Source organism: Rhodovarius crocodyli, assembly GCF_004005855.1.
Lineage (GTDB): Bacteria > Pseudomonadota > Alphaproteobacteria > Acetobacterales > Acetobacteraceae > Rhodovarius > Rhodovarius crocodyli.
This window is the reverse complement of record NZ_SACL01000004.1, coordinates 1-25,059: the sequence shown is the minus strand read 5'-3', so window position 1 is coordinate 25,059 and position 25,059 is coordinate 1. Positions and strand designations below refer to the sequence as shown.

At 69.0% G+C, this 25,059-nt stretch carries 16 protein-coding genes and 1 tRNA gene; 8 read left to right on the top strand and 9 right to left on the bottom strand.

The window, feature by feature from the left end; all coding sequences use genetic code 11:
* Positions 1 to 17 precede the first annotated feature (17 nt).
* From EOD42_RS12170 to EOD42_RS12140, 7 genes are all read right to left on the bottom strand, one after another.
* A tRNA-Gln gene (locus EOD42_RS12170) sits at positions 18 to 92 on the bottom strand.
* A gap of 25 nt (positions 93 to 117) precedes the next feature.
* Positions 118 to 969, bottom strand: coding sequence for a 4-(cytidine 5'-diphospho)-2-C-methyl-D-erythritol kinase (locus tag EOD42_RS12165; protein ID WP_127787824.1), 852 nt, complete (start codon positions 967 to 969; stop codon positions 118 to 120).
* Positions 970 to 1,016: 47 nt separating this feature from the next.
* Complete coding sequence (locus tag EOD42_RS12160; RefSeq protein ID WP_127787823.1) at positions 1,017 to 2,705, bottom strand: thiamine pyrophosphate-dependent enzyme; 1,689 nt, start codon at positions 2,703 to 2,705, stop codon at positions 1,017 to 1,019.
* A 143-nt stretch (positions 2,706 to 2,848) separates the two neighbouring features.
* Entirely contained in the window at positions 2,849 to 12,778 is a 9,930-nt protein-coding gene (locus tag EOD42_RS12155) for an SdrD B-like domain-containing protein (protein WP_127787822.1), read from the bottom strand.
* Between the two features lie 242 nt (positions 12,779 to 13,020).
* Positions 13,021 to 14,664, bottom strand: a complete 1,644-nt coding sequence (locus EOD42_RS12150) for an NAD(P)/FAD-dependent oxidoreductase (RefSeq protein WP_127787821.1) — start codon at positions 14,662 to 14,664, stop codon at positions 13,021 to 13,023.
* Entirely contained in the window at positions 14,652 to 14,954 is a 303-nt protein-coding gene (locus tag EOD42_RS12145) for a DUF3293 domain-containing protein (RefSeq protein WP_240655142.1), read from the bottom strand. Before EOD42_RS12145 ends, EOD42_RS12150 begins: the two co-directional genes overlap by 13 nt.
* Before the next feature lie 73 nt (positions 14,955 to 15,027).
* Entirely contained in the window at positions 15,028 to 15,798 is a 771-nt protein-coding gene (locus tag EOD42_RS12140) for a LamB/YcsF family protein (RefSeq protein ID WP_127787819.1), read from the bottom strand.
* A 100-nt stretch (positions 15,799 to 15,898) separates the two neighbouring features.
* Between EOD42_RS12140 and EOD42_RS12135 the strand changes: the two genes are divergently transcribed.
* A complete protein-coding gene (locus tag EOD42_RS12135; RefSeq protein ID WP_164867908.1) occupies positions 15,899 to 16,612 on the top strand; it encodes a 5-oxoprolinase subunit B family protein in 714 nt (237 codons plus the stop codon).
* Positions 16,609 to 17,556 (top strand): 5-oxoprolinase subunit C family protein, encoded by a 948-nt coding sequence (locus tag EOD42_RS12130; RefSeq protein ID WP_127787817.1) that lies wholly within the window; start codon positions 16,609 to 16,611, stop codon positions 17,554 to 17,556. The genes EOD42_RS12135 and EOD42_RS12130 overlap by 4 nt, the downstream gene beginning before the upstream one ends.
* On the opposite strand, the gene EOD42_RS12125 is transcribed toward EOD42_RS12130, so the two are convergent.
* Positions 17,553 to 18,713, bottom strand: a complete 1,161-nt coding sequence (locus EOD42_RS12125; protein WP_127787816.1) for a 4-hydroxybenzoate 3-monooxygenase — start codon at positions 18,711 to 18,713, stop codon at positions 17,553 to 17,555. The two genes, EOD42_RS12130 and EOD42_RS12125, sit on opposite strands and share 4 nt — an antisense overlap.
* Before the next feature lie 72 nt (positions 18,714 to 18,785).
* Here EOD42_RS12125 and EOD42_RS12120 point away from each other — a divergent pair, with 72 nt between their 5' ends.
* The 5 genes from EOD42_RS12120 (at position 18,786) to EOD42_RS12100 (ending at position 23,016) form a co-directional block, all read left to right on the top strand.
* A complete protein-coding gene (locus tag EOD42_RS12120) occupies positions 18,786 to 19,475 on the top strand; it encodes a glutathione S-transferase family protein (protein ID WP_127787815.1) in 690 nt (229 codons plus the stop codon).
* On the top strand, positions 19,472 to 20,122 hold the full coding sequence (locus EOD42_RS12115; RefSeq protein WP_127787814.1) for a DsbA family oxidoreductase: 651 nt from the start codon (positions 19,472 to 19,474) through the stop codon (positions 20,120 to 20,122). Before EOD42_RS12120 ends, EOD42_RS12115 begins: the two co-directional genes overlap by 4 nt.
* A gap of 54 nt (positions 20,123 to 20,176) precedes the next feature.
* Positions 20,177 to 21,145, top strand: a complete 969-nt coding sequence (locus EOD42_RS12110; protein WP_127787813.1) for a tripartite tricarboxylate transporter substrate-binding protein — start codon at positions 20,177 to 20,179, stop codon at positions 21,143 to 21,145.
* Positions 21,146 to 21,422: 277 nt separating this feature from the next.
* The gene (locus tag EOD42_RS12105) at positions 21,423 to 21,944 is read left to right on the top strand and encodes a hypothetical protein (protein ID WP_127787812.1); all 522 of its coding nucleotides are present in this window, start codon (positions 21,423 to 21,425) and stop codon (positions 21,942 to 21,944) included.
* Positions 21,937 to 23,016, top strand: a complete 1,080-nt coding sequence (locus tag EOD42_RS12100) for a glycosyl hydrolase family 8 (RefSeq protein ID WP_127787811.1) — start codon at positions 21,937 to 21,939, stop codon at positions 23,014 to 23,016. Before EOD42_RS12105 ends, EOD42_RS12100 begins: the two co-directional genes overlap by 8 nt.
* A 4-nt stretch (positions 23,017 to 23,020) precedes the next feature.
* Here the strand turns inward: EOD42_RS12100 and EOD42_RS12095 are convergent, their stop codons facing one another.
* A complete protein-coding gene (locus tag EOD42_RS12095; RefSeq protein ID WP_127787810.1) occupies positions 23,021 to 23,854 on the bottom strand; it encodes an NAD-dependent epimerase/dehydratase family protein in 834 nt (277 codons plus the stop codon).
* A gap of 86 nt (positions 23,855 to 23,940) precedes the next feature.
* Between EOD42_RS12095 and EOD42_RS12090 the strand changes: the two genes are divergently transcribed.
* Positions 23,941 to 24,735, top strand: a complete 795-nt coding sequence (locus tag EOD42_RS12090; protein WP_240655141.1) for a tetratricopeptide repeat protein — start codon at positions 23,941 to 23,943, stop codon at positions 24,733 to 24,735.
* Positions 24,736 to 25,059: the final 324 nt, after the last annotated feature.

Below are 25,059 nucleotides of genomic sequence, written 5' to 3'. Positions count from 1 at the left end.
TGATGCGGAAAGCCGGCTGGTTGGGGTGCCAGGATTCGAACCTGGGAATGGCGGTACCAAAAACCGCTGCCTTACCGCTTGGCTACACCCCAACAGCGGCGTGGGCGTGAAGTGCCATCAAGCCGCCGCTTCGTAAAGGGGGCCGGCCGCGCTCCACCAGGCATTGGGCATGGCCAGCGCCGCGGCCTGGGCGGCCTCGGGCCGGGCGAACAGGCCGAAGCAGGTGGCCCCCGAGCCGCTCATCCGCGCCATCAGGCAGCCCGGCTGGGCGGCGATGGCGGACAGCACCTCCGCGATCTGCGGCACCAGCAGGATGGCGCCCGATTCGAGGTCGTTGCGGGTGCCGCGCAGGGTCTCCGCCATGTGCCGCGCATCGGCCCAGGCATTGGGAAGTGCTGCCTGGGGCGTGAAGCCGCCCTGGCGGGCGCGGAACACATCAGGGGTAGCCAGCGGGATGCGCGGATTCACCAGCAGCAGATGGGCGGGCGGCACCCGGGGCGCGCGTCCCATGATCTCACCCACACCGCCCATGCGGGTGGGGCGGCTGCCGACGCAGACCGGCACATCGGCGCCCAGCGGCAGGGCCAGCTCCAGCAGCACCGATTCGGGCAGGCCGAGCCCCCAGGCCCGGTTCAGCAGGCGCAGCGTGGCGGCCGCATCGGCCGACCCCCCGCCGATGCCGCTGGCCACAGGCAGGTTCTTCACCAGGGAGAGCGTGCCCTCGGGCGCGATGCCGGCGTGCTTGGCCAGCGCGCGCGCGGCCTTCAGCACCAGATTGTCGGCTTCGGCCAGCAGCCCCTCCGCGAAGGGGCCCTGCAGTTCCAGCGCCAAGCGGCGCGCGGGCGCCAGACGCACCTCATCGGCCGCGGGGCCGAACACCGCCAGGCTGTCCAGCACATGATAGCCGTCGGGCCGACGGCCGATCACATGCAGGAACAGGTTCACCTTGGCGGGGGCGATCTCGATCATGGCGCTGATGTGCCCGATCCGCCCCCCGCCGGGTAGGCCCCCTGGCCTTACTTCTTTTTCGCCTGGGCGCGCAGCTGGGCGACCGTTGCGCGGTTGGTCACCTGCTCGGGGTTCATCCGCACTTCGATGATCGCGGGCTTGCCGCTGGCGGAAGCGCGCTTGTAGGCCGGAACGAGCTCGTCCGTGGCCTCCACCACCTCGCCATGGCCGCCGAAAGCCTCGATGAAGCGGGCGAAATCGGGGTTGGTGAGCTGGGTGCCCGAGACGCGCTCAGGGTAGGCGCGCTCCTGGTACATGCGGATCGTGCCGTACTGGCCGTTGTTGAAGACCATGATGATGGGGTTCACCTTGTGGTGAAACGCCGTCGCGATCTCCTGGCCGGTCATCAGCGCGCCGCCGTCGCCCACGAAGCAGATCACCTCGCGCTCCGGCGCGACGATCTTGGCGCCGATCGCGGCCGGGATGCCATAGCCCATGGCGCCGTTGGTCGGCCCCAGGAAGTCCTGCTTCTGGCGGACATGCATGAAGCGGTTGGGCCAGGTGGCGAAGTTGCCGGCGTCGCAGGTGAACACGGTGTCCTCGGGCAGCACCTTCTCCAGCGCCTGCAGGGCCCGCGCCAGGTTCAGCGGGCCGTCATATTCCTGGGGCTCGGCCTGGGCCAGGCGGCTGGCGCGCAGTTCCTTGGTCCAGGCGCCCCAGCCGGGCTTGGAGACCTTGAGCCCCTTCACCGCGGCCGCGAAGGCGTTGAGATCGGTCGTGATGCCCAGCGCCGGGCGGTACACGCGGCCGATCTCGGCCTGGTCGGGGTAGATGTGGATGATGGGCTTCGCGCCCGCCATGTCGAACAGGGTATAGCCCTGGCTCACCGGCTCACCGATGCGGGTGCCGATGGCCAGGATCAGGTCGCTGTCGCGCGCGTGCTGCACCAGCGCCGCATCGGCGCCCACGCCCAGGTCACCCACGTAATTGTCGCTGGTGCCGTCGAAGTTGGACTGGCGGCGGAAGGCGACGGCGACGGGCAGCTTGTTGTTCACCAGGAATTTCTGGATGGCCTTGCGGCCCTCGGCCGTCCAGCCGGCGCCGCCACCGATGACGGCGAGCGGGCGCTTGGCCTTGCCCAGCATCTTCATCATGGCCTCGATGGCCTCGGGCGCGGGGTAAGGCGGCGTGACCACGGCGGGCCCGATATCGGGCACGGTGGCCAGGCGCTTCTGCATTTCCTCGCTGATCGCCACCACCACCGGGCCCGGGCGGCCGGAACGCGCGACGTCGAAGGCATGGGCGATCAGCTCGGGGATGCGCTTCTCATCGTCGATCTGCGTCACCCACTTCGCGAGCGGGGCGAACATCTTGCGGTAGTCGACTTCCTGGAAGGTCTCGCGGTCGGTTTCCTCGACCGGGATCTGGCCGACCAGCAGCACCAGCGGCGTGCTGTCCTGATGGGCGATGTGCACGCCGATGGAGGCATGGCAGGCGCCGGGGCCGCGCGTGACGACGGCCACGCCCACCTCACCCGTCAGCTTGGCATGGGCCTCGGCCATGTTCACGGCGCCGGCCTCGAAGCGGCAGGTGATCAGGTTGATGCGGTTGCGGTTGGCAAACAGGCCGTCCAGCAGGTCCAGGTAGCTCTCGCCCGGCACCGCGAAGACATGGCTCGCCCCCTGGGCCACCAGGGCATCGGCCAGGATCTGGCCGCCGGTGCGGGGTTCGAGTGCGGGGGCTTGCTGCTTGGCCATGGCGTGTCCTCAGGGGTTTCCTGGGCGCGGAGGTTACAGGCGGTGCCCCGATACGTCACGATGGGGGGCACGGGCATTTCTGATATGAAAAAGGGGGCGCGGCTTCCCGCACCCCCCTTCCCCGTTCCGCCCGTGAGGCCGGATCAGAACACGAAGTCGCTCGCCTGCAGGCTGGTCACCCCGTACAGGATGATCTGCTCGCCATTGTGCTCGATCAGCGTCTTGTCGCTGTAGTTGGTGACGTTCAGGTCCGCCATGGACAGACCGCTCGCCGAGAAGTCCAGCTTGTCGCCCTCGGCGTGGTTGAAGTCGGCCACCTGGGTCAGGCCCCAATGCGGGCCGAACTCGAAGGTGTCGGCGCCGCCATAGCCGTACACGTTGCCGCCGCCCGCGCCGATCTTCATCGTGTCCCCGTAGTTGGAACCCCAGAAGATGGTGAAGCCCGTGCCCGCCGTCAGCGCGGAGGCCATGGTGCTGTTGGCCACCAGGTTGGTGCCGCTGGCATTGCCCGTGATGCTGTTCGCGGTGCCCGAGAGGTAGGCGACCTCGACATTCTCGGCGACCGTCCAGCCGCTCACCTCAAGCCAGGCGGTGTCGTAGCCGCCATTGGCGTTCTCGACCACGGTATCGGCCGCGTTCTTGATGATGAAGTGGTCGTTGCCCGCGCCGCCGAACATCTGCGTCACCCCGGTGCCGGAGTAGAAGATGTCGTTGCCCGCGCCGCCGATGAATACGTCGTTGCCGCCCTGGCCCCAGAACACGTTGTCGCCGGCCTGGGCCGTGATGGTGCTGCCGGAGGCATTGGCCACCACCTGCGCGCCGCTCGTGCCCAGCACCACGCTGTGCGCCGCGCCGAACAGGCGGACGATCTCGACATTGTCCGAGACATGCCAGCCATCGGCGCTGACCCAGGCGGTGTCGATGCCTTCGCCCGCCTTCTCGACGATGACGGAGTTGACGTTGTTCACCACGAACTGGTCGTTGCCCTCGCCACCGATGAAGGTGGTGACGCCCGAGCCACCGCGCAGCACGTCGTCGCCGGCGCCGCCGTCCAGCACGTCGCCGTTCTGGTTGCTGCCCCAGATCTCGTCATTGCCGCCGCCGCCATGGATGCTGGAGGCGAAATCGGCATTGGCGACCAGCACATTGTCCAGCGCGTTGCCCGTCAGGTCGGTCGCGGTGCCGATCAGGCGGCCCGCTTCCACGCCGAGGGACATGGTCCAGCCATTGGCCGAGACCCAGGCCGTGTCGTAGCCGCCGGTGGCGTTCTCAACGACCAGGTCATGGGCGTTGGTCACCGTGTACTGGTCATTGCCGGAGGTGCCGAACAGCACGCTGCCCGCGGCGTCGGCCACGCCCGGCAGATGGATGTTCTGGTCGGTGAAGCTGACCCACTGGACGTCATGCAGCACCTGCTCGCCCGCCGCCGTCTTGATGACGGTGGTGGAACCGTTGCTGGTGATGGTCGCGGCCGCGCGGGCCACGTTCAGCTGCACGACATTGTTGCCGCCGCCGCCGTACACCTCGTCCGAGCCCTCGCCCAGGACGAAGATGTCGTTGCCGGTGCCGCCCACCGCGGTGTCGTTGCCCGCGCCGCCGATGAAGATGTTGTCGCCGTTGCCACCCAGCAGCAGGTCGTCGCCGCCATGGCCCATCAGCGTGGTGGGGGCGTTGGTGGCGATCACGATGTCATCGCCCTGGCTGCCGTAGAAGCTGTCCTGGCCGGCGGCCAGCACGACCGGGGCCAGCGCCTCGAAGTGACCGAAGGCGCCGGGCATGGAGGTCTGGTCGGGGTGGTAGTTGATCCCCGCCGGCATGCCCTGGCTCGCCTGCCAGCCGTTGATCACGATGGCGGCGTTGGTGCCGAAGTAGAGCACGAACTGGCCGTTCACCATGCCGGTCGCGGTGGGCGCGCCGTAGCCGTAGATCTCGATCGTGTCCCCGCGGGAGGGGTTGTAGTTCTCGATCCACTGCACGCCGTCGCCGACCTGATAGTTCACGGTCGTCTGCTGGCTGCCGAGCTTCAGGTGGTCACCGAACTGGTAGTTGCCGAAGTTCGTGCCGTCGAAGCTGATGGTGCCGGTGTTGGTGCCGCCCACCATGATGCCGCTGCCGTGCAACTCGTCATTGCCGGCCAGGCCGATCATGACGGAGCGACCCTCATTGGCCTCGATGATGTCGTTCGAGATGCCGCCGACCAGCAGGTCGTAGTTCCACGCGCCCGAGGCGCTGCCCAGGCCCTGGCCGTTGTTGCCCAGGCCCTGCATGTTGTTCGGGCCGCAGCCGCCGATGATGATGTCGCGGCCGGAGGTGCCCTCCATGATGTTGGAGCCGCCGCCGCCCACCAGGATGGAGCCGCCGGAGCCGCCGCCGCCCTGCAGGTTGTTGTCGCCCGTGCCGCCGACCAGATAGGCTAGGCCGCCATTGCCCATCAGGTGGTAGCTGCCCTGCCCGCCGATCGCATAGGCGCCCGGCTGGTCGAAGGTGTAGTTGCCGCCGCCATCGGGCAGGTGCTGGGCGACATTGCCCGTCAGGCCCACGCCCTCATAGGCGAGACCCGCGTTGATCTGCGTGACCTCTGCGCCGTTGATCACCACGAAGGCGTCGGTGGTGCCGTTGCCCGGGTTCGCATCGCTGTCGCGCAGGCCCTGGGTGCCGGCCACCTTGGCCACGAACACCGTGCCGTCGGGGTTGGTGAAGCGGGTGACATAGGTGCCGGGTGCGACGGCCGAGAACAGGTAGTCGCCGTTCGCATCCGTATAGGCGGTGGCCGCGATCAGCCCGGTGGTCGTGATCAGCTCAACCTTGATCCCCTCGAACATCGCCGAGGGCAGCTTGTAGCCGCAGATGGCCGCCGGCTGGTCGAGGAACACATGGCCCGAGACCTTGCCCGTGCCCTGCAGGCCCGCATCGATCGACAGGTCCGTGCGACCCGACAGGATCAGGAAACCCGGCGCGACACCGGCCGCGTTCGGGTTGCTGTCCACGTCCCGGTTGGGGCCCACGCCCTGGGTCGTGATCGTGTAGCCGACAGGCGCCACGAACTCGACGTGATAGTCGGAGGGCTTGTAGCCGGTGAACAGGTAGTCGCCATTGGCGTTGGTCTGCGTGGTGCCGACCGTCAGGCCGGTGCGGTCGTCGATCAGCTTGACCGTGACACCGCCCAGGCCCGGCTCCAGCGCGTTCTGCAGGCCGTCATGGTCGATGTCGACCCACACCTTGTCGCCGATCGTGACCGGGCGCCACAGCCCGGCATCGATCGTGAGGTTCACGTCGCCCGAGTAGTAGGTGTGGTTCGGCGTCGCACCCGTCAGGTCGGCATCGCTGTCGATGGCGTCGTTCGCCACGAAGTCCTTGTCGGTGAAGTGGTAGCCCGCGGGGGCGTCGAACTTCACCGAGTAGGTGTCGGGGCGCAGGCCGTCGAACAGGTAGTTGCCGTTGGCGTCCGTGACCATGCTGGCCACGACATTGCCCACGCTGTCCAGCAGCTTGACCGTGACACCCGCCAGCGGGGTGTCGATCGCGTCCTGCACGCCGTTGCCGTTCTGGTCCTCGAACACCCGGTCGCCGATCTTGACCGGGATGTAGAAGCCCGCGTCATGCGTCAGGTCGATCTGGCTGGAGCTGACCGTGAAGTCGGGCGTCACGCCCGTCACGTGGTCGGGGTCGCTGTCGGTCGCGGCCGTGCCCTGGCCGGTGATGGTGGGCACATAGCCCGCCGGCGCCGTCCAGATTTCCTTGTAGGTCGCGGGCGGCACGACGAACTTGTATTCGCCGTTCGCGTCCGTCACGGCCGTGGCGACCACGGCACCCGTGGTGGTGTTGATCAGCGTCACGGTGGCGCCGGCCAGGTTGGCCTCGCCGCTGTCCTGGATGCCGTTGCCGTTGGTGTCCACCCAGGCGCGGTTGCCGATGGTGGCCGGGCCATACAGGCCCGCATCCACCGTGCGGTCGTCATCGCCCGAGACATAGACCTTCACCGGGGTGATGCCGGTCAGGCGGTTGGCGTCGCTGTCGGTCGCGTCGTTGCCGCCCTGGTCGGGCTGCACGAACTCGAAATCCGTCGGCGGCACCACCTGGATGTGGTAGGCGCCGGGCTTCAGGTCGGTGAACAGGTAGTGGCCGTTGGCATCCGTGGTGGTGGTGCCGATCACCGCGTTGCTGCCGTCCAGCAGCTTCACCGTGACATTGGCAAGCGGGGTGTCGGCCGCGTCCTGGATGTTGTTGCCGTTGCGGTCTTCCCAGATCGTGTCGCCGATCTTCACCGGGCGGTACAGGCCCGCGTCGATGGTGCGGTCGTCATCGCCCGAGATGTAGGTCTTGGCGACGGTGCGGCCCGTGACCAGGTCGGCATCGCTGTCCACGGCGTCGTTCGCGCCGGTGTCCTTGGCGGTGAAGACATAGCCCGCGGGCTTCACGAACTCGACCGAGTAGGTGCCGGGCTTCAGGCCCACGAACAGGTAGTCGCCCTGGGCATTGGTGGTGGTGGTGCCCACCACGGTGCCCGTGCCGTCCAGCAGGTTCACGGTCACGCCGGCCAGCGGCACGTCGCCCGCATCCTGGACGCCGTTGCCGTTCATGTCCTCGAAGACGCGGTCGCCCAGCTTGACCGGGATGTAGTAGCCCGCGTCATGCGACAGGTCGTTCCAGCCAGAATAGACGATGAAGTTGCCGGTGACGCCCGTGGCGGCATTCGGGTCGCTGTCGGTCGCGCCGCTGCCCACGCCCGCATCGGTGCGGACATAGCCGGCGGGCAGGCTCCAGACCTCGTGGTAGGAACCCGGCGGCACGTTGCTGAACAGATAGAGGCCGTTGGCGTCGGTCACCTTGGTGGCGATGACGTTGCCGGTGTCGTTGTCGACCAGCTGGACGGTCACGCCCGCCAGGCCCGGCTCGCCGCTCTGCTGGATACCGTCGGCGTTCAGGTCCACCCAGGCCTTGTCGCCCACGGTGGCCATCGGCACGACCGTCACGTTCTCCGTGTCGGAGGAAGGCGTCATCGCCGTGCCGGGCGTCACGCCATAGGGGTTGGCGGGCGTGACCGGGGCCACGGTCGCGGTGTTGACCAGGATGGAGTTGACCGCGGTGCCGGCGGCGACCTTGGCGGTCACCTCGATGGTCACCTTGTCGCCGGCCGTCAGCGCGTTGTCGCCGGCGTTGATCACATCGCCGAAGTCGAAGCTCAGCGTGCTGCCGCTCAGCGTGCCGGCGTCGCCCACATGCAGCGCGCTGCCGGTGATGGCGCCGAGGCCGGTCACCTGGGAGGAGACATACTGCAGGCCCGTCGGCAGCAGGTCGGTCACCTTCAGGTGCTGCGCGCCCTCGCCCAGCGTGACGGTCAGCTTGTAGGTGATGGTCTCGCCCACCACCACGCTGGAGCCCGGCGTGTAGGCGTTGGAGGTGCTGACCAGGTCCTTCACGATGCTGTCCTGGATCGCGACATGGATCGTCGCGTCATCCGTGTCATGCGCCGTGCGGATGTTCGTGGGGTCGTTGGAGTAGTCGAGCGTCGCCGTGTTGGTGATGGCCTGGCCGTTCACCACATTGTCCGCGAGCTTCGCCTGATAGGTGATGGTCACGCTCTGGTTCAGCGCCAGGCTGGCCAGGTTCAGGCTGATGTGGCCGCCCGCCTCGCTCAGCGTGCCAGCCGTGGTGGTGGCGGACCCCGCCACCAGCGTGATGCCCGGGGCCAGGATGTCGCCCAGGGCCAGGTTGTAGGCCGTGGCGTGGCTGGCGGAGGTGTGCTGGATCGTGATCGTGTAGGTCGCGATATCGGCCGCGTCGCCCGTGCCGAAGGTCGTGCTCTTCTGCACGTCCAGCACCGGCTCCACCACGTCCACCGAGGCGGTCGCGTTGGTGGAGCTGGTGTAGGTGGTCGTGACCTTGGCGCTGTTGGTCAGCACATCGCCGCCGACATTGGCCGCGATGTCCACGACCTTGGCCTGGATCTCGACGACGATCTGGTCCTTCGCGTCGGACACGTTGTCCGAGACGTTGGTGACGTTGCCGAAGGAGTAGGTGATCTGCTCCTGGCTGCCGTCGGCGCTGCCGTTGGCGTTCGCGGTCGTGATGGTCGGCGTCAGGAGGCCGGTGGCCGAGGACAGGTTGGCGCCGGCCGAGATGACCTTGGCCGAACCCGCCACATACTGCAGCTGGCCCGAGCCGCCGGTGGTCAGCTGGTCGGCCAGCGTGTCGATCACCTTGAGGTCGAGGGACTGGCCCTCGGGCACCGTGATCACCATGCGATAGGTGATCACCTCGCCGATCTTCGCGTCCTGACGGCCCGCATTGTACTCGGCGCTGCCGGTGTCCGCGAAGCTGGTCGCGAAAACGGACTTGGTGATGCCGGGCGCAGCGATCGTCACCTGCGCCGGGTCCGTCACGTCATAGGGGCGGTCGCTGTCGGGCGTGCCCGGCTCGCTGGTCGCATGCGCGGTCGCGGTGTTGTCGATCGTCTTGCCGGCGACCGCATTCGCATCCACCAGCGCCTTGAAGGTGATGGTGACGTGCTCGCCTTCGAGCAGCTTCGCCGCCGTCACCTTCAGGTCGGTGTCGCTGGCGCCGTTGCCGGTCACGATGGTGGCGCTGGCCGAGCCGCTGGCGATGGTGACGGTGCCGGGCAGGAAATGCGCATAGGGCCCAAGCTGGCTCAGGATGTCCTCGATCGAGACATCATAGGCCGGCGCGCCGTAGCTGCTGGAATTGTTGGTCAGCGTGACGGTGTAGGTCAGCGTGTCGCCGGCATCCGCCGTCGAGACGTTCACGCTCTTGTCCAGGGTCAGGTGCGGCTCGACGATCTCGACCGAGCTGCTGACGACCGTGTCCTTCACCGTGCCCGTGCTGTCCGTGACGCGCACGATGGCCTTGTTGGTCTCGGTCTCGCCGGCGTAGTTCGCCGCCGTGTCCAGCACCAGGGCGGTGATGGTGAAGGAGATCTGATCCTTGGCGTCGGCTACATTGTCCGAGGTGTTGACCACATCGCCGAAGTCGAAGGTGACGGTATCGGGGATGCCGTCGCCGTTGCTGTCGGAAATCACGCCCACCTTGCCGGCGGCCACGCCCGAACCCGTGATGTTGGCGCCCACCGTCGCGTCGGAGACGGCGATGATCTTGAACGGACCGCCCGACAGGGAGCCCAGGCCGCCCGGCAGGATGTCGATCAGCTTCAGGCTGTGCGACTGCCCCTCGGGGATGGTGGCCGTCACCTTCCAGGTCACGGTCTCGCCGATGGCCAGGTCATACAGGCCGGCGTTGCCCTCGCTGGCGCCGGTGTCGGCGTTGGAGCTGTCGATGACGACCTTGCCCACCTGCGGGGTGATGTCGACATAGGCGGTGTCGCTGTCGGGCAGGTTGTCGGTCGTGGTGCGGTTGATGCCGCCTTCCTCCGCCGCATAGGAGGCGGTGGTGGCGGTGTTCACGATGTGGTTGCCCGCCACGACATTGCTGTCGAGCTGCAGGTCATAGGTGATGACGACGATGTTCTTGCCGCTGGTCGCGCTGTAGGCCGCGATCGCGCCCTGGTGCAGGCTGGGGTCGTTCAGCGTCAGGCCGTCGGTGAAGAAGCCGCCGGCACCCACCGTGTAGCTGGCGACGGTGCCGTCGCCGTAATGCACCTGCAGGTTCAGGCCGCCGGCGGGGATATGGAAGCCCGCGGGCAGCGTGTCCTTGATCAGCGTGTCGAAGGCGCCGCGCACGCCGCTGCCCACATTCTCGACCACGATCGCGAAGGTGACGGTGTCGTTCGCGTCGGCCTTGGTCAGGTCCGAGTTGATCGCGGTGCTGGCCAGCCCGGCGCTGGTGATGGAGCCGGTGAAGGGCGTGGCGGAACCGGGCGCGCTGAAGGTGACGCCTGCCGGGCCCTTGGAAGCCGTGAAGGTCGCGGCGCCCGCATTGTCCTCGGCCACCACGCCCTTGGTGATCTTCAGGCGCGGCTCGGTCAGCTGGAACTGGATGATCGCGTTGTCTTCGGACACCGTGCCGAAGCTGTTGGTCTCGGTGGAGTTGACCTGGTTGGTCAGCAGCAGGCCGTCACCGAAGGCCGCATCCGTCACCTTCACGGTGAACAGGATGTCCACATGCGTCGTCGGATAGGCGCTGTTGGTCACGTCGCCGAAATTGAAGACCAGCGAGTTGCCGGCCGCATCCTGCGTCAGCGTGTAGGTCAGGGTGGCGTCGTTGATGTGCAGCTGGTCGGTGGGGCCGAAGCTCCAGGTGCCGGCCGCGGTCGGCAGGGTGCCGGTGGCCACCTGGGTGAAGGCGTTGGCCACGCCGTTCGCGTCCGGGTCCGCCGCCAGCAGCACGGGCAGCGGCAGATAGTCGGACAGCTTGACCGAATGCGCGGAGGTCAGCGGCATGTCGAGCGTGAGCCGGTAGGTGATCAGGTCACCCGACTGCACCTTGGGCACGATCGAGAAGCTGGTGGTGCCCTGGCTCAGGTCGCCGTTGACGGCATAGATGCTCTTGCCGACCTCGCTGACCGGCAGGGTCACGCCGGCGTGGCTGTCGTCGGCGATGGCGTCGCCGGTGTTGTAGACGTCGCCGCCATAGATGACGTCGTTCTTGATCGGATCACCCTGGTCGACCAGCGTGTCGCCCGGCACCGGGCCGGTCCAGTTCGCGTCCAGCGTGGTCTCGAACTGGATCTTGATCGTGGCCTGCTGATAGTCGGTCGCGTGGGTGGCGCCGCCCAGCATGCCGCCATTGCCGTCCATCACGCCATCGACGCCGGACAGGCCGGCCGCGATCATCGCCTCGCTGACGTTGAAGGTGATGACGCTGGTGCCGTCCGCCAGCTTCGGGCCGACGGTGAAGTGGCCGGCCAGGCTGATCGTGTGCTGGACCCCGCCCTCGCTGATGGTCATGGTCGGCGCGAAGCCGGCCTTGAAGGTCTGGCCGTCGCCCAGCGTGTCGGTGACGACGAGGTCCTTCAGCTCGAAGTAGTTCGAGACCTGGCCGTCCAGCGTGTAGGTCAGCGTGCCGCCGGCCTGCCAGGGGGTGCTGGCATCGTGGTCCACGCTCTTCTGGATGGCGATGGACTTGGCGGTGACGATGTCCTCGGGGCCGGCCGGGTCGATCGTGATGTGGGAAATGCCGTCGCGGGTGTCGATCGCCTTCCAGTCGGCATCGAGCGTCGCGTTGTTCTCCAGCTGGCGGAAGGAACCCGTGGAGACGCCCAGCACCGGCTCGCCGGTGGAGAGGTATTCGGTGACGTAGTAGTCGATGGCGAGCGTGGGCTTCACCGCGCCGCCCGTGATGGTGCCGTCGAAATGGCCCACCACCACCTGGTGGCCATAGGTGCCCTGGATCTCATAGGTGCCGGGCAGCGTGTTGCCATTCTCATCCAGCAGCCGCACGCCCGTGATCACCACGCCGTCCGGGATCTGGTCCTTCAGCGTGACGTTGGTGAAGGTCTGGCCCGTGGCGAAGTCGCCCTGCACCAGCCAGGTGCGCGGATAGGACGGGCCGGTCGCCGTCTCCTGCTCGGGCCCCACATAGATCACGTCCAGCGTGGCGACGGTCGGGTTCAGGTTCAGCGTGGAGCTGGGGCCGGCGATGACCGGGTCGGCGGCGGGGTTGTTCAGCGGGTCCGCGCCATAGGCGAAGCCGCCCGAGGCCTTCACGCCCAGCAGCGCGTTCACATCCGCCAGGTTGGAGATGCTGAGCGTCAGGTCGACATCGGCCGGGGTCTGGGTCGTCGTGAAGCTGCCATAGGGCAGCTTCAACACCAGCAGGCTGTCGCCCGGCGCGCCGTTGATGACGAGGGGGTTGCCGGAGGCGTCCTTGGCATAGGGATGCGTCGCATGGCCCGCCGCATCGAACTGGATCAACGTGCTCTCGAGCGCGACACCGAGATAGGTGGCGGAGACGAAGGAGACGCCGTCATTGACCGGGGAGTTGCCGAAGCCCGCACCGTCCGCGCCGTTGGTCGGCAGCACGATGTCGATATAGGGCGAGTAGCCGGTGTTGCTGCCGGTGGCAGCGTTGTCGAAGCGTACCCCCAGGGTGACGGTTGACCCGATGAAGGCGTCCAGGGAGGAGCCATCCAGGAAGGTGACAACCGGTTGCGGGGCCATTGGTACGCCTTTCGTCTCAAAAAACGCACTTTTCGCGTTTCCTGACTAAGCCTTAAGACCCCCACCCCGCCCCGGCAAGGCAATTTCCTTAACAAACACTCAATTTTTCGACGCGCCAATCAGATCGATAGACGCCGCCTAACGCCGAACCGCATATCAAAGGCTTATCAGGCGCGGCTTAGCGGCCACTCGAACGTCGAAACGCAACACACTCAATGGTTGCAGACGCCGAGGGGCCGTTCTCAGCCCCAACCCTCGGTCACGACGCCGTGGCGGCGCCGTTCCGGCGGCAGTTCGCGGCCCAGCATGGCCATCGCCACGGCCTCCGCCACGCGGATGCCGTCCACCCCGGCCGAGAGGATACCGCCCGCATAGCCAGCCCCCTCGCCCGCCGGGTACAGGCCCGGCGTATTGGGGCTTTCGCACAGATCCGTGCGCGCGATGCGCAGCGGAGAGGAGGTGCGCGTCTCCACACCCGTCATCACGGCATCGGCCATGTCGAAGCCCTGCAACTGCCTGCCGAAGGCCGGCAGCGCCTCACGCATCGCGCTGACGGCGAATTCGGGCAGGCACAGCGCCAGGTCGGTGGGCGTGACGCCGGGGCGATAGCTGGGCGTCACGTCGCCCAGGCCGGTGCTGGGGCGGCCGGCCAGGAAATCGCCCACCCGCTGGGCGGGGGCGCGGTAATCGCCGCCACCCGCCTGGAACGCCAGGCTCTCCAGATGGCGCTGGAACTCGATGCCCGCCAGCGGGCCTTCGCCCGGGAAATCCCCGGGCCCCACATTCACCACCATGCCGGCATTGGCGTTGAACTCGGCACGGGAATACTGGCTCATGCCGTTGGTCACCACGCGCCCGGCCTCGCTGGTCGCGGCCACCACCTTGCCGCCCGGGCACATGCAGAAGCTGTAGACGGCACGCCCGTTCGCGGCGTGATGCACCAGCTTGTAGTCGGCCGACCCCAGCAGCTCATTCCCGGCCGAGGGGCCGAATCGCGCGGCGTCGATCAGGCGCTGGGGATGCTCGATCCGCACGCCGATCGAAAACGGCTTGGCGTGCATCTCGACGCCCGCCTCATGCAGCATCTGAAAGGTGTCACGCGCGGAATGGCCCGGGGCCAGCACGACATGCCGCGCCGGCAGCACCGAGCCGTCGGACAGGCGCAGGCCGCGCACCGCCCGGCTGTCGTCCAGCAGCACTTCCTCCATCCTGGTGCCGAACCGGTACTCGCCGCCCAGCGCCTCGATCTCGGCCCGGATGTTCATGACCATGGAGACGAGGCGGAAGGTGCCGATATGCGGCTTGGAAAGGGTGAGGATTTCCTCGGGCGCGCCGGCCTTCACGAACTCGGTCAGCACCTTGCGGCCATGCAGCAGCGGATCGCGGATCTGGGAATAGAGCTTGCCGTCGCTGAAGGTACCGGCGCCGCCCTCGCCGAACTGCACGTTGCTCTCGGGGTCCAGCACGCCGCGGCGCCACAGGCCCCAGGTATCGCGGGTGCGGGTGCGGACGGCCTGGCCGCGCTCCAGGATGATGGGGCGGAAACCCATCTGGGCCAGCAGCAGGGCCGCCAGCAGCCCGCAGGGGCCGGCGCCGATCACCACGGGCCGTTCCTCGAAGCCCTCGGGCGCATGGGCCACGAAATCATAGCGCATGCTGGGGGCGGGGCGGATGCGCGGGTCGCCCAGCGCCAACAGCGCCGCCTCATCGGCCACCACGGCGTCGATGGAATAGACCAGCTTGATCGCGCGCTTCTGCCGCGCGTCATAGCCGCGGCGCACCACCTGCCAGGCCAGGGGCGGCCGGCCGAGCTTCTCGCGCACCGCCTCCGCCAGGGCGGCGGGGGTGTGGTCGAGGGGCAGGCGGATTTCCGTCAGGCGCAGCATGGGCGGGCGGATGCCAGCTTGTGCGGCCCGGAGCAAGCGAGCCAATGCAGGCGTGCCCCGCGTGGACCGAGCAGCAGCACCGCGGCCTGCCCGAAACGGCGGGCCAGGCGACGGGTGCGGCGCGTGTCCGGGGCCAGGAACATCGCCTCTCGCCAACCTCCCAGGCCCGACCAGGCCGGTAGCCATGGCCGGGGCAGCAAGGCGGCCAGCAGCGCCATGCGGCGGCGGTTCAACCCGGCGGGCCAGCGGCGGCCGCCGGGGTTCTCGGCCGTCAGGAACAGGCCGCGCATCCGGATGCGGTCGCCCGGCCGCACCCGGATGCCCGCTGCCTCGTAGGTACTGAGGCGGAAGGCGCGGGCCTTGTTAAAGGGCCATCTCCGGCAGGGTCTTGAGCTCCACGCCCGCATCCAGCAGCGCCTGCTTCACCGCGGCACCCAGGGCGCGCGCCGTCGGCTCGTCGCCATGCACGCACAGGGTATGGATCTCGGCCGGGATGCGCTTGCCGCTGCGGGTCACGATCACCTTCTCCTGCACCATGGCCAGCACCTGGCGGACGGCGACGGCCGGGTCGTGGTGCACGGCGTCCGCGTTGGCGCGGGAGGTCAGGTTGCCGTCATCGTCATACATGCGGTCCATGAAGCCCTCGCTGGCCAGCGGGATGCCGGCTTCGAGCGTGGCCTTGGCCAGGCAGGAATTGGCCAGGCCCACATGGATCAGCTTGGGGTCGATGGCCTTGATGGCGCGCACCAGGGCGCGGGCCGCGTCCATGTCCACCGCCGTCAGGTTGCCGAGCGCGCCATGCGCCTTCACATGCGTGACCTTGCCGCCCGCCATGGCGGCAACCCCCATCAGCGCGCCGATCTGGTAGGCGCACATGTTCTCCATTTCCTTGGCGGACATCTTGATCTGCCGGCGGCCGAAGCCCTGCAGATCAGGAAAGCCCGGATGCGCGCCCAGCGTCACGCCGTGGGACATGGCGAGCTTCACCGTGTCCAGCATCACGTTCGGATCGCCGCCATGGAAGCCGCAGGCGATGTTGGCGCTGCCGATCAGCGGCATCACCCCCGCATCGTCGCCCATCTTCCAGGGGCCGAAGCTCTCGCCGATGTCGGAATTGATGTTCACCACGGGCATATCTGAAGCTCCTGAAATCCGATGCCGCCCAAGGTTGCAGCAGCCCGCCAGCCTGCCAAGATGGCGCCCCGTTCAGGGGTGCGGATTCCGGGGGTTCTGGATGCGATTGCGATTGGCCGGCGACGGCATGCTGGTGGCCGAGTATTCCACAGGGATCGACCCGGCGGCTTCCGCCCGCGCCCGGGCGCTGGAGGCGGCGCTGAAGGCCCGCGCGCCGGCCGGCATCGTGGCCAGCATGCCGGGCATCCGTTCGCTCGCCATCATCCATGACCCGGTGCGGCTGACCACCCGCGCGCTGTCGAAGCTGCTGGAGAAGCTGGACGCGGGGCTGACCACGGCCTCGGAGGCACCTTCCAGCCGCTGGATCCTGCCTGTCTGCTACGAGCAGCCGCACGGGCTCGACCTCGACGAATGCGCGGGCAAGCTGAAGATCACGGTGGATGAGCTGATCGCCCGCCATCTGGCAGGGCGCTACACCGCGCTGATGGTCGGCAGCTATCCGGGCCATCCCTATCTGGGCGGGCTGGACCCCAGCCTGTATCTGCCGCGCCGGGTGCCGCCGCGCGTGCGGGTGCCGCGCGGCTCCGTCGCGATGGCCGAGCTGATGACCAATGTCTATCCGGTGGAGGCGCCGGGCGGCTGGAACGTGCTGGGCTGCACGGCCGCCATCCTGTTCGACCTGCGCTGGGAAAGCCCCTCCCTGCTCTCGGCCGGCGACGAGATCACCTTCCGCCGCGTGGGCCTTGAGGAACACGATACTCTGTATGCCGCCTTCGAGGCCGGCACCCTGCACCCGCGTGAGGCCTGCCGATGAGCGACTTCCTGGATGTGATCGAGCCCGGCCTGTTCACCACCGTGCAGGATCGCGGGCGGCTGGGCTTCATGGATATCGGGGTCGCGCCCTCGGGCGCGCTGGATGCGCTGTCGCTGCGTTCGGCCAATGCGCTGGTCGGCAACGACCATGGCGAGGGCGCGCTGGAGATGTGCCGCCTGGGCGGCAGGTTCCGGGTGGCCACCGACAGCCTGCGCTTCGCCTTCGCCGGCGCCGAGGGCCGCCTGACCCTGGATGACGAGCCCATCGCCTTCTGGCGCAGCCATGTGGCCCGGCGCGGCCAGGTGATCCATCTGGCGGCCATCCGCGGCAATGTGGCCTATATGGCCGTGCAGGGCGGCTTCGCGATCGAGCCGGTGCTGGGCAGCCTGTCCACCTACACGCGCTCGGCCATCGGCGGCTTCAAGGGCCGGCGCCTGCATGCCGAGGACCGCCTGCCGCTGAACCAGCCGGAGGCCAACCCCGGCCACGATCTGGCCCTGCCGCACCCCGTGCCCGCCGAGCGCGGCCGCGCCCTGCGCGTCGTCCTCGGCCCGCATCAGGAGATGTTCACGGATGCGGCCATCCGCACCCTGCTGACCACACCCTATACCGTGACGCGCGACGCCGACCGCATCGGCGTGCGGCTGGAAGGCGCGGCGCTGGAACATGCGGGCGCGAAGGAGATCGTCTCCGACGCCAACACCACGGGCTGCATGCAGGTGCCGGGCAACGGCCAGCCGATCGCGCTGATGGCCGACCGGCACAGCTGCGGCGGCTATCCGAAGATCGCCACCATCATCACCGCCGACATGCACCGGCTGGGCCAGGCCGTGCCGGGCACCACGCTGCGCTTCGAGGCGGTGGCGGTGGAGCAGGCCGAGGCCGCCGCCTTCATGCTGGCCGAGGCAGAGGCGGCAACCTTCGGGCGGATGCGGGACGTCTAGACTTCGTAAGGCAGGCCGACATAGTTCTCGGCCAGCGTCATCTGGGCGGCCTCGCTCTGGAACAGGTAGTCCAGCTCGGCCGCCTGGACATGGTGCTCGAAGCCGTCCTCGGCGTCATAGCGATGCAGCATCTGCGTCATCCACCAGGAGAAGCGCTGCACCTTCCACACGCGTGCCAGGCAGATGCGGCTGTATTCGTCCATCAGCCGCGTCTCTCCGCGCCGGAAGAAGCCGTCCAGCGCGGCGGCCAGCACCCGCACATCCGCAATCGCCAGGTTCATGCCCTTCGCACCCGTGGGCGGCACGATGTGGGCGGCATCACCGGCCAGGAACAGGCTGCCGAAGCGCATGGGCTCGGCCACGAAGCTGCGCATGCCGGTCACGCCCTTCTGGATGATCGGCCCCTCATTCACCGCGCCCAGCCGGCGCTCCAGCGCGGCCCAGATGCGGCCGTCAGGCCAGTTGGCCGGGTCTTCGTCCGGGGCGCATTGCAGGTAGAGGCGGCTCAGCGTCTCGCTGCGCATGGTGGCCAGGGCGAAGCCGTCATGGTGGCGCGCATAGATCAGCTCATGCGAGATCGGCCGTGCCTCGGCCAGGATGCCGAGCCAGGCGAAGGGATAGACACGCTCCAGGATACGCAGCGCGGCGGCGGGAATGGCGTCGCGGGCGATGCCGTGGAAGCCGTCGCAGCCCGCGACGATGTCGCAATCCAGGCGACGCGGCTCACCACCCTGGGTGAAGTGGATGGCCGGGCGCGGGCCGTCGATCCCCTCGACACGCACGCCCGCGGCATCGAAATGCAGCGGCAGACCCGCCGCGAGCCGCGCGGCGACCAGGTCCTTCACCACCTCCTGCTGGCCATAGATGGTGACGCGCCTGCCGGTCAGGCGCGTCAGCTCGATACGGCGCCGCCCGCCCTCGTGGCGCAGTTCCAGCCCCTCATGCGGCAGGCCCTCGCGCAGCAGCCGGTCCCCGACGCCGGCCTCCACCAGGGTCTCCACACTGCCCTGCTCCAGCAATCCCGCCCGGATGCGGCCTTCGATATAGGAGCGGGAGCGCGCTTCGATCACCACCGCGTCGATGCCCGCGCGATGCAGCAGATGACCCAGCAGCAGCCCCGCCGGCCCCGCGCCGATGATGCCCACCTGACAGCGCATGCGCCCCTCCCCCTTGCCCTGATTATCGCCCACAATCGCGGACGGAGCCGCCAACACGCAACGGGGGAAACGATGTCGCGCCTGCTGTACGAACTCGCCGGGGAAGATCCCGGACGCCGGTTCAGCCCCTATTGCTGGCGCACGCGCTTCGCGCTGGCCCATAAGGGCCTGGAGGCGGAGGGCACCCCCTGGCGCTTCACCGAGAAGGACCGGCTGGCCTTCTCCGGCCAGGGGCTGGTGCCGGTGCTGGTCGATGGCGACACGGTGCTGTCCGATTCCTGGCGTATCGCCGAATGGCTGGAGGAGAAGCACCCCGACCGGCCATCGCTGTTCGGCGGCGCGCCCGCGCTGGTGCGCTTCGTCAATTCCTGGGCCGACACGGCGCTGCACCCGGCACTGGCGCGGCTGATCATCATGGACATCCATGGCTGCCTGGCCCCCGCCGACCAGGCCTATTTCCGGCAGACGCGGGAGGCACGCTTCGGTGCCTCGCTGGAGGCCATCCAGGCCAAGCGAGAGGTCGAGCTGCCCGCCTTCCGCAAGCTGCTGCAGCCGCTGCGCGGCGCCCTGGCCGGAAAACCGTGGCTGGGCGGTGACACGCCCAACTACGCTGACTACATCGTGCTCGGCAGTTTCCAATGGGCGCGCTGCACGAGCCCCTTCCGCCTGCTGGCCGAGGATGACGTCGTCTTCGACTGGCGCGCGCGCGGCTTCGCGCTGTTCGACGGCATGGCTGCCAAGGCGAAGGGCTACACGGCATGAGCAAGCTGCGCATCGACATCGTCTCCGACGCGATCTGCCCCTGGTGCTGGATCGGCAAGCGCAACCTGGAGGGCGCGCTGGCCGAGCTGGGCTGGGAGGCGGAGCTGGCCTGGCACCCGTATCAGCTGAACCCCGAGATGCCGGCCGAGGGCGTGGCGCGGGCCGAGTACCGCGCGGCGAAATTCGGCAGCCTGGAGCGCTCGAAGGAACTGGATGCCCAGGTGACGGCGGCAGGTGACGCGGCGGGCGTGGATTTCCGGTTGGAGCGCCAGGCCCGCACCCCCAACACCCTGAACGCCCATCGCCTGTCGCTGCTGGCCCAGCGCCATGGCGTGCAGCAGCCGCTGCTGGAATCCCTGTTCCGCGCCTATTTCCACGACGGCGAGGATATCGGCGACCTGGCGGTGCTGGCGCGCATCGGCGCCGAGCACGGGCTGGATGCCGCCGAATACCTCGCCTCCGACGAGGACCGCGAGCAGGTGGTGGCCACCGATGCCTCCTTCCGCCAGGGCGGCATCTCGGGCGTGCCGAGCTTCGCGCTGGAGCGGCACCTGCTGTTCTCGGGTGCCATGCCCGCGGCCCAGATGGCCGCCGCCTTCCGGCGCGGCGAGGCATTGCTGCGCGAGAAGGGCCTCCTGAAGGACTGACTTGCCGCGCGGCCCCGTGGCGGTGCAGGCTTCCTCCCATAAAGGGAGGACAACATGACCATCACCCGCCGCGGCGCGCTGGCGCTGCCCTTGCTCATGCCTGCGCTGGCCCAGGCCCAGCGTTTCACGGCCCAGCGCCCGGTGCGCATGGTCGTTCCCTATACCCCGGGCGGGGTCTCCGACATCACGGCACGGCTGATCGCCGACCCGCTCTCGGCCACCTGGTCGCAGCCCGTGGCGGTGGAGAACCGCGCGGGTGCCGACGGCATCATCGGCACCGAGGTGGTGGCCCGCAGCGCGCCCGACGGCCACACCCTGTCGCTCGTCAGCGTGGGCCATCCGGTGAATGCGGCCTTCTACCGCCTGCCCTACGACACGATGGCCGACTTCACCTTCCTGTCGCTGACCACGCGCACGCCGCTGGTGCTGTGCGCCGCGCGCGGCTTCGAGGCCGGCACGCCGGCGGAGCTGGTGGCGCTGGCGAAGCGGCGCGGCGCAGGGGCCGTCACCTTCGCTGGTACGGGCGGGGTGGTGCGGCTGGCCCCGGTGCTGTTCGGCAGCCTGACGGGCACGGAGCTGACCTATGTGCCCTATCGCGGCAGCACCCAGGCGCATCCGGACCTGATCGCGGGCCGCGTGGACATCATGTTCGACACCGTCCCCGCCGCCCTGCCCCACATCCAGTCCGGCGCGCTGAAGGCGATGGCCACGACCGGGGCGGCGCGCAGCCCCCAGTTGCCGGATGTGCCGACGATGGCCGAGGCGCTGCTGCCCGGTTTCGAGGCCAGCACCTGGGGAATGGTGATGGGTCCGGGCAACATGAACGAGGATCTGGCCTCGGCACAGTCGCGCGACGTTGCGGCGGCCCTGCGCATGCCCGCCGTGGTTGAGCGGCACCGCGTTCTGGGCGCTGAAATCGTCAGCTCCACGCCGGCGGAGACCCGGGATTTCGTCCGGGCCGAGATGACGAAGTGGGGGGAAACAGCGCGACGTGCCGGAATCGAACCGCAAGCGTTACGATAACTAATTCCTAGGAATACACTTATTTGGCGTGTTCCAGTTCGATAGGGAGAGGCGCGTTTCGATTGACCGCCTCGACCTTCCTGAGCGGCGTCTCACAATTGATCTACATCACGGATTCGTGATTCACCATAAGTTCATCATCAGGCACCCGAGGCACAGTGATTTCGGTAAGAAATTCAATGCTTCGTTAACATTCAACAAAAGTTGAATTTTCGCTGACCAATCGGGATAATTCCTTCATCGAACCCAAAACGGCCTCTCTCCTAATTTTGAGGTCATGCAACAGGTCTCGTTCTCCGCATCGCCCGCCACCACCGTGCAGCAGCTTTCCGTGCTGCTGCTGGCCCCGGTCGCCACCAGCCTTGCCGGCCTCGCGCCGGCCATCACAGAGGCACGTGATGCGCGTGATGTCCTCGATCACCTCCGCCGCTCCACCGATACAGGCCTGCTGATCCTGGCGCTCGATCATCCCGGCGCCATCGAACTGGCCGAAAGCGCCATGCGGATGCGCGACGACAGCGCGGCGCTGGAAGTCATCCTGCTCGCGGACGGCATCGCCCCCGACATCGCGGCGCGCGCCATGCGCTGCCGCGTCGCGGACCTGCTGCCCGCCCGCCCCTCCACCCGAGAGCTGGAGCGCGCCGTGCCCCAGGCACTGCGCCGCGCCACGGCCCGCCGGGCCCTGGCCGCCCATCTGCGCGCCAGCCAGCTGGAGATCGCGCGCCTGCGCCAGACCCTGGCGGGCACGGAACCCGCCCCCATCCAACATCTTCTGAAACGGATCGGCTACGATGTCTGACCTGCGAATCGGAAGGCGCCTGCTTGCCGCCGGCGCAGCCTCCCTGCCCGCCGCCGCCCAGGCCCGCCCTCGGCCCGCCACGGGATGGGAGACCTTCAAGACCCGCTTCCTGACACCGGAAGGGCGGATCATCGACACGGCCAACGGCAATGTCTCCCATTCCGAAGGCCAGGCCTGGGGCCTGCTGCTGGCCGTGCGGCACCAGGACCGCCAGGCCTTCGACCAGATCCTGCAATGGACCCACCGGCGCCTCGGCCTGCGCGGCGACGGCCTGCTGGCCTGGCGCTTCCGCCCCGGCCCGGGCCCCGGCGGCGGCGTGGTCGACGACCTGAACAACGCGACGGATGCCGACCTCTATTTCGCCTGGGCGCTGACCGAGGCCCAGCGGCAATGGCCGGATGGCGACTACATCACCCTCGCCCGCCGCTCCGCACGGGCGATGCTGGGACAGCTGACGCGCCAGGTGAACGGTCGCACCGTCATGCTGCCCGGCGCCTGGGGCTTCGAGCAGCGCGGCAATTTCGTGCTGAACCCGTCCTACTACGTCTCTCCCGCGATGCGGGTGCTGGCGGAGGTGGTGCCCCACCCGGCCTGGGGCGCGCTGATGAACGACACCCCCCGCCTGATGGGCCAGGCGCGCTTCGGCCAGTGGCAGCTGCCGGCCGACTGGGTGGTGATGGACGGCCAGAGCGGGCGCGTCTCGGTCGAGCCGCAGCGCGGCGACCGCTTCGGCTATGACGCCCTGCGCGTGCTGCTGAACGGCGTCTGGGCCGGCGGCATGGACCGCGCGCTGTCGGACAGCGCGGCCCGATTCTGGACCGATCGGCGCCATCCCTATGTGCCGGCGTGGACGGTGCTCAGCACCGGCTCCATCTCACCCTATCCGGCCGGTGAGGGCGTGAGCGCCATCTCCGCCCTGGTCATGGCCAGCCGCGCGGGCTGGGGGGCGGCCGGCGCGCTGGGCAATGTCGAGCGCGCCCGGCACTACTATGAATGCGCGCTGCTGCTGCTCGCGCGCCAGGCCTGGGCCGATCTGGAACGGCGCGGCGACGTCTCCTCGGCTGCCAGCTGAAGGCTCAGCCGCCGTCGCGCAGGATGGTGGCCAGCCCTTCGCGATAGGTGGGGTGCCGCCAGGCGATGCCGAGCGCCTGCTTGGTCGCGGCGTTGGAGACGCGGCGGTTCTCCCGCCAGAAGCTGCGGCCCATCTCGGTCATGGTGGGCTCGGCCTGCTCATAGGGAATGACGGGCGGCGGCTCGACACCCAGCAGGCCGGCCGCATAGGCCACCACATCGGCGGGCCCCGCGGGCTCGTCGTCGGCCAGGTGCAGCACGCGCACCCCGGCGGGCGGGGCGGCCATCGCCGCCAGGACGGCGCGCGCGATGTCCTCCACATGGATCCGCCCGAACAGCTGCCCCTCGCGGAACAGCCGCCGCGCCTTGCCCGCGCGCAGGTCGTCCAGCGCGCTGCGCCCGGGCCCGTAGATGCCGGCCGTGCGCATGATATCGAGCGGCAAGGCGCAGCGCGCGCAGGCCGCGCGCCAGGCTTCCTCCGCCGCGACGCGGGACCGGCTGCGCGCCTGCCCCGGGTTGGGGGTCGTCGTCTCATCCACCCAGGCGCCGCCCCGGTCGCCATAGACCCCGGTGGTCGAGAGATAGCCCACCCAGCGCAGGGCACCCGGCAGGGCCTGCCCATGCGCGGCCAGGAAGGGGTCGATGCCCTGGGTCGGGGGGGCCGTCACCAGCAGATGCGTGGCCGCGTCCAGCGCCTGCCCGGCCTGCGCGAAGGGAATGGCGCCCTCCCCGGCATCGGAGCGCGTGGTGACGGTGACGGGAAATCCCTGCTCGCGGGCCAGTTTCGCGACGGCGCCGCCGCTGAAACCGCCGCCGATGATCAATATCCGTGGAAGCATCTGTTACCTATGGCGGGGGTGTGGCGATTGCCGCTCCGCTGTATATGGAGGCTGTGACACCCCCCCGGCTACCCCTTCCCGCCCTGTTGGCGGGCCTCGTGATATGCGCGGCCGCCGCGGGCGGCGCCTGGTGGTGGCTGCACGCCCCCCAGTCCAGCCAGGTCGAGATCCCGGTCCCACCCGAGCCGCCCCGGCTGACGGACAGCGCCGAGTATGAGCGCTGCCTGTCGCTGCTGCGCGAGGATTCGGATGCCGCCATGGCCTATGCCGAGGAATGGGCGGGCCAGGGCGGCGGCGAAGGGGCCCGCCATTGCTCGGCGCTCGCCATGATCGGGCTGGGCGCGCCGGAGCGCGCGGCCGAGCAGCTGGAGCGCATCGCGCGCGACAGCCAGGCCAGCGCCGCCGCCCGCGCCGCCGTGCTGGGCCAGGCCGGCCAGGCCTGGATGATGGCCGGCGATGCGGCCCGCGCCTATGGCGCCACCACAATGGCCCTGACGATGGAGCCGCAGGATACCGACCTGATGACCGACCGCGCCGTGGCGCTGGCGGCCATGCGCCGGTACTCCGAGGCCCTGCAGGAGCTAGACAATGTGCTGCGCCTGGACCCGGACCGGGTGGAGGCCATCGTCTTCCGTGCCTCCGCCCTGCGGAACCTGGAGCGCGTGGAAGACGCGATGCGCGCCATCCAGCAGGCGCTGACCGCGGCCCCGGACAACCCCGAGGCGCTGCTGGAACGCGGCATCCTGCACCAGCTGCGGGGTGAGGAAGGAGCCGCGCGCGAGGATTGGGAGCGTGTGATCAGCGTGGCGCCGGAAACCCCGGCCGCGGAGCTTGCCCAGCAGAATCTGGCGCTGAACGAGGCAGGCCTGCCGCAGCGCTGACAGGGCGCGCCGCGATGACCATTGCGTGAAAGCCCCCCGGGCCCTATCCGATTCCTCCGATAACGCGAATCTCGAAGGAGTCTGCGGTGCAGCGCTGGATCTGGTTGCTGGCGGTCGGCGCCGGCGCTGCGTTTCTTGCTTGGCAACAGGGGTGGGTAGGCAGCCAGCGTCCGTCGGCGCCCGCCACGCCGCCCCGCCCGGCCGCGAGCGCCCCTCCCGCCGCCGCCTCGCCGGGACCGCAAGCCCAGCCCGCCCCCCAGGCCGCCCCCCAGGCCGCCCCCCAAGTCGCCCCCCAGGCCGCCCCCCGGGCCGAGGCGCCCGCCC

Coding starts and splice junctions, on each gene's coding strand:
- EOD42_RS12120 (WP_127787815.1), top strand. CDS start 18,786: ATGTCGCGCCTGCTGTACGAACTCGCCGGGGAAGATCCCGGACGCCGG.
- EOD42_RS12165 (WP_127787824.1), bottom strand. CDS start 969: ATGATCGAGATCGCCCCCGCCAAGGTGAACCTGTTCCTGCATGTGATC.
- EOD42_RS12155 (WP_127787822.1), bottom strand. CDS start 12,778: ATGGCCCCGCAACCGGTTGTCACCTTCCTGGATGGCTCCTCCCTGGAC.
- EOD42_RS12100 (WP_127787811.1), top strand. CDS start 21,937: ATGTCTGACCTGCGAATCGGAAGGCGCCTGCTTGCCGCCGGCGCAGCC.
- EOD42_RS12095 (WP_127787810.1), bottom strand. CDS start 23,854: ATGCTTCCACGGATATTGATCATCGGCGGCGGTTTCAGCGGCGGCGCC.
- EOD42_RS12130 (WP_127787817.1), top strand. CDS start 16,609: ATGAGCGACTTCCTGGATGTGATCGAGCCCGGCCTGTTCACCACCGTG.
- EOD42_RS12150 (WP_127787821.1), bottom strand. CDS start 14,664: ATGCTGCGCCTGACGGAAATCCGCCTGCCCCTCGACCACACCCCCGCC.
- EOD42_RS12160 (WP_127787823.1), bottom strand. CDS start 2,705: ATGGCCAAGCAGCAAGCCCCCGCACTCGAACCCCGCACCGGCGGCCAG.
- EOD42_RS12115 (WP_127787814.1), top strand. CDS start 19,472: ATGAGCAAGCTGCGCATCGACATCGTCTCCGACGCGATCTGCCCCTGG.
- EOD42_RS12140 (WP_127787819.1), bottom strand. CDS start 15,798: ATGCCCGTGGTGAACATCAATTCCGACATCGGCGAGAGCTTCGGCCCC.
- EOD42_RS12145 (WP_240655142.1), bottom strand. CDS start 14,954: ATGCGCGGCCTGTTCCTGACGGCCGAGAACCCCGGCGGCCGCCGCTGG.
- EOD42_RS12105 (WP_127787812.1), top strand. CDS start 21,423: ATGCAACAGGTCTCGTTCTCCGCATCGCCCGCCACCACCGTGCAGCAG.
- EOD42_RS12125 (WP_127787816.1), bottom strand. CDS start 18,713: ATGCGCTGTCAGGTGGGCATCATCGGCGCGGGGCCGGCGGGGCTGCTG.
- EOD42_RS12135 (WP_164867908.1), top strand. CDS start 15,899: ATGCGATTGCGATTGGCCGGCGACGGCATGCTGGTGGCCGAGTATTCC.
- EOD42_RS12110 (WP_127787813.1), top strand. CDS start 20,177: ATGACCATCACCCGCCGCGGCGCGCTGGCGCTGCCCTTGCTCATGCCT.